The organism is Dyella sp. (assembly GCF_035508675.1).
Taxonomy (GTDB): Bacteria; Pseudomonadota; Gammaproteobacteria; order Xanthomonadales; family Rhodanobacteraceae; genus Dyella_B.
Genome location: NZ_DATJMN010000205.1, coordinates 1 through 4,439 on the forward strand (window position 1 = coordinate 1; position 4,439 = coordinate 4,439).

6 protein-coding genes are annotated in these 4,439 nt (G+C 62.4%); 4 read left to right on the top strand and 2 right to left on the bottom strand.

The features are described from left to right. The 4 genes from VMA74_RS10770 to VMA74_RS10785 all read left to right on the top strand — a co-directional run. Window positions 1-243: hypothetical protein (locus VMA74_RS10770; protein ID WP_325366775.1), on the top strand; the 243-nt coding region annotated here is incomplete at its 5' end. A gap of 166 nt (window positions 244-409) precedes the next feature. After that, window positions 410-1,069: a nitroreductase family protein gene (locus tag VMA74_RS10775; RefSeq protein WP_325366777.1), complete on the top strand. Its 660-nt coding sequence runs from the start codon at window positions 410-412 to the stop codon at window positions 1,067-1,069. 234 nt (window positions 1,070-1,303) lie between these two features. Continuing rightward, a complete protein-coding gene (locus VMA74_RS10780) occupies window positions 1,304-1,789 on the top strand; it encodes a DUF3775 domain-containing protein (RefSeq protein WP_325366779.1) in 486 nt (161 codons plus the stop codon). Beyond that, window positions 1,786-2,610, top strand: a complete 825-nt coding sequence (locus VMA74_RS10785) for a universal stress protein (RefSeq protein ID WP_325366781.1) — start codon at window positions 1,786-1,788, stop codon at window positions 2,608-2,610. The genes VMA74_RS10780 and VMA74_RS10785 overlap by 4 nt, the downstream gene beginning before the upstream one ends. A gap of 263 nt (window positions 2,611-2,873) precedes the next feature. Here VMA74_RS10785 and VMA74_RS10790 read toward each other — a convergent pair whose 3' ends face one another. Beyond that, window positions 2,874-4,172 (bottom strand): alpha/beta family hydrolase, encoded by a 1,299-nt coding sequence (locus tag VMA74_RS10790; protein WP_325366783.1) that lies wholly within the window; start codon window positions 4,170-4,172, stop codon window positions 2,874-2,876. 6 nt (window positions 4,173-4,178) lie between these two features. Then, window positions 4,179-4,439, bottom strand: a 261-nt coding sequence (locus VMA74_RS10795) for an OmpA family protein (protein ID WP_325366785.1), incomplete at its 5' end; no start/stop codon positions are given.

A 4,439-nucleotide genomic window follows, 5' to 3' on the forward strand; every position in this document is an offset into this window, starting at 1 on the left:
TTCGGTGGCGGTCGGGATCTTTTTCGGCTACTACCCGGCGCGCAAAGCGTCGCTGCTGAATCCGATCGAAGCATTGCGCTACGAATGAAGTGGGCGGCACCCGCAGTCTGGGATGAAATCCCAGCATCGGAACCTTTGGAAAGCTGCCATTTCATCCCGACGGCTCGATATCGAGCCATCTACTTGATGCCGATCAATACGCAGCCCTTGCCCTCAACACCACAATGGCTTTGTGGCTACTGATGGTTCGAACAGGTGGCCCCCGCCGCCCGTAAGAGCGGTCATAGCCACACTCTTCCATTTTCGCGCATGGACAGGACGCCACCCGTAGTGGATGGGTAGCACATCGATACGTCCACCGCCGTCGCGGTGACGTCAAGAGCCGTACTCCACTCTCTGCGGTGACGTGATGACCAGCGCCGAACAACCGTCGATATCCAACCTGCCGCGGATACGTCTGCCCGTACCGCGCCACGCACGACGCGACGTTTCCCTATTCGAAGCACTGGAGCGGCGGCGCACCATTCGCCAGATCAGCAGCGCGCCGATCTCGCTGCAAACGCTCTCCGACTTGCTGTGGGCGGCGTGTGGCGTGAATCGCACGGATGGACCATTCGGCGTCACCGGGCGAACGGCTGCGTCGGCCAGCAACTCGCAGGAGATCGACGTGTATGTAGCGATGCGGGACGCCGTGTATCGCTTCGACGCGCTGGATCTGGAACTGGCGCCTGTCGCCAATGGCGACCTGCGCGGCTACGCCATGACGCCCGACCAGCGCGATGCGAATGCCGATATTCCCGTGCAGCTGATCTACGTCGCCGACATTCATCGCCTTACCCATACCCGTGGCTTCCGGGAGCCCGGCCTGCACGACGTGGAAACACAGAAGGCGTACTACTACGTAGATGCCGGCATGATCTCGGAGAACGTGTACCTGTTCTGCGCGGGCGAGGGACTTGCCGCCTGGTTCCATAACTGCGACAAGACCGCCCTGGCGCTTCGATTGGGATTGCGGGAAGACCAGCGCGTGCTGTTCGCGCAGTCCGTCGGTTATCCCGAGAACGTATAGGTTGGATCGGGGGACGCGTTCCAGCGGCCGGCACGGCTTGGCCGTGCGCGGAAATGTCGTGATAGCGAAGCCAGTTGGCGACCTCTGCGACGTTTGTATACGCTCGAAAAGCGTCACCAAATCCAGTACGGATCGCACCAATACAACAGCCGCGTTTCGGCTTGATCCATATCAATGCGCCAAAACCCGGTTTCTTTAACGTGTATGCGTGATCCTGGCAACGACATGAACGTCATGAGCGCAAGCACTTCCAGCAGTCCCGAACCGTCGCTTTCGATTCCGGCGGATGCGGTTTGCTTCGTCGTGGCGATGCTGCGCGAATACGAAAACGCCGAGCTGCTTGGCGACGCGGCCGATAACGGGGTGGAACAAGGGTCACCGCTGGATGCCGAGGACGTGGACGTTTATACCCGGCATGAAAACGACTGCCGCAACGAGCCCGTACGCCACGAACTGGAATCCTTCATCAACGATCTGCCGGAGGATCAGCAGATCGAGCTAGTCGCCTTGATGTGGCTGGGCCGCGACAACGGCTCGGCAGAGGATTGGCCGTCGGTTCTCGAAGATGCCGCACACGCGCACAACGAGCGCACCGCGCCTTATTTGCTCGGCTCGCCCCTGGCTAGCGACTTCATCGAGGAGGGCCTGGCCGCGCTGGGCTTTTGCGGCGAAAACATCGCTGCTGCCGCCAAACCTGACATATCACGGAGCGAGCCTTGAAAAATATTGCCGTTTACACCGAATCGATGCGTGCGTGGCCCGCGCAGATGGAATACGGTGCCGCACTCGCCAAGGCATTGCATGCACAGATGACAGGCTTTTTTATCTGCCCGTCATTCAACATCAGCCCGCCTGCTTACGAAGTGCCGGGCTTCGAGCTGGAGTGGGCCGATCAGGTGCGGGAGCTGATGGAAGAAGCGTGCAAGTCGGAAGCTGGCTTTCTTGCCGAAGCAAGCCTGCGCGGTGTCGAAAAGGCCGCTTGGCAAGTTGCACAAGGTTACGTGATCGACTGCCTGGCGGCGGCCTGCAACTGGCACGATCTGCTGGTGCTTGGCAGCGACGACGCCACTACGTGGGGATCACCCGCGGCAATCGGCGACATCATGCTGAGCTGCGACGTGCCATGCCTTGTCGTGCCGGCCACTCATGCCAAGCCCTTTGCGTTGAACTGCGTGGCGATCGCCTGGAACGGCTCCATGGCGGCATTGCGCGCCATCCATTCAGCCTTGCCGGTGCTCAAGCATTCACGGCGGATTGTGCTGCTGGAAGGCGACCGCCTGCCCTCCCCTACGGATACTTGGCGGCCGGAGTTCGATCTTGGCCGTTACCTCGCACAGCATGGCCTGGCAGTGCAGCCGAGCGCGCTTGCGCCATCCGGCAACAGCATCGGTGATGATTTGCTGCAAGCCGCGCACCACGTGCAAGCCGACCTGCTGGTGATGGGCGCCTACGGCCACACCCGCCTGCGCGAGCGCATCCTGGGCGGCGCAACACGCGAGGTGCTGCAGCACCTCAGCTTGCCGGTGTGGATGCGGCATTGATCCCCATGGCACTAACTTGCGGAAGAGCTTGAGGACGTAGCGTAATCCTTCGCAGGTTGGCGGTGAGCGCAGCGAACCCCAACATTGCCATGCAGAATGCATCCCGACGTTGGGGTTCGCTTGCGCTCACCGCCAACCTACGCTGCCGCGATTTGCTCCCTCCCCTGCGAAGTAGGGGAGGGAACGGTTTGTCGCAATGATCCAGATGCCCGTTGCGCTTGAGTGCAATTTATAGAAGTGCCCTTAAGTTAGCGCCATTGTCCCTAGGCAAGCTGCTCGCGAAACCACTTCGCGGCCAGCGCACTCACTTGCTCGAGCGCCCCATGCTCCTCGAACAAATGCGTGGCATTCGGCACCAGGACCATTTCCGCATGGCAAGTCATTGAACTCAAGGCGAGGCGGTTGAGCGGGATGATCTCCTTGTCGGCACCGCCCACGATGAGCAGGGTCGGTGCAGTTACCCGTGCCAGCACGCCGTGCCCCGCGAGGTCTGGACGCCCTCCGCGCGACACCACGGCTTTCACTGCCATGGGATAGCGCGCCGCCAACACCAAGGCCGCCGCTGCACCGGTACTGGCGCCGAACAAACCGATCGGCAACGCCTTGGTGCCAGCATGCCGCATGGCCCACTGCAAAGCGGCATCCAGGCGCGAAGTCAGCTTGGAAATATCGAAACGCAACGCCACGTCCCTGGCTTCGTCCTCCGTCAACAAATCGAACAACAAGGTGGCCAGTCCATGCGCATGGAGCGCATATGCCACGTGTCGATTGCGCGGGCTCTTGCGGCTGCTGCCGCTGCCGTGCGCAAAAATCACCAGGCCTGCGGCGTTGTGCGGGATCGCCAGATCGCCGCTCAGCACGACGCCTGCCTCGGCGCCGATCTGCACGGATTCGACATCCGCATTCACCGAAGCGGAATGCTTCGCCTCCAGCAGGCGCATGACTTCCTCATCGTCGACGGCCGGAAATGCCAGGTAAAACTGGCTGACCGCACGGAAGTGCGCAGGGGCTGACAGGTACACCAGGTCATCCGCGAGGTCGGCGACCTCAACGAGGCTTGCGGGCGCCGCCACTGGCACAGCGCAAATCAGGCGCGAGGGCTTGCGCGCACGTGCCGCCTGCAAGGCCGCGCGCATGGTGGCGCCGGTGGCTAGCCCGTCATCCACCACCACCACCGTGCGCCCGGCTGCATCGACAGCGGCATGATGCGGGCTATACAGCTGGCGGCGAGCACGTATGGTTGCCAGCTGCGCCGCCGCTTCCTGTTGCAGGTAATGCTCGCTGGCTCCGGCGAGTACCGCTTCCTGCGAAACCTGCATGCGGCCGTTTTCGTCGATGGCGCCAACGGCGTACTCAGGGTGGCCGGGCGCACCGAGCTTTCTGACCAGCACCACATCCAGGTCACCCTGCAACCGGTCGGCAAGCACCCGGCCGATGGGCACGCCGCCGCGCGGAATGGCCAGGATCAGCGGATGCTTGTCGCGCAACGACGACAACGCATCCGCCAGCTGCTCCGCCGCATCGATACGGTCACGAAAGCGATCGGTTTGCCACAGCGCCATGAGGGGTCATCCTTGCGGCGTCGCTTGCGCCTGTTCGCCGGCGAAATCCACTACCAAGGTTGCGCGGCGATTGGGCTCGGCACCGTCGCCCGATTTGCCCTTCAGCACCTGGCGGTTGAGCGCCTTGCCGTAGCTGACCGCGCGTACCTGATCGGCGGACATGCCGTCCGTCTTCACTAGGTAGTCGCGCACGGCATTGGCACGCAAGCGCCCGAGCCGAATGTTGTATCCCGTGTCGCCCGCGTTATCGGCAAAGCCTTCTACCGT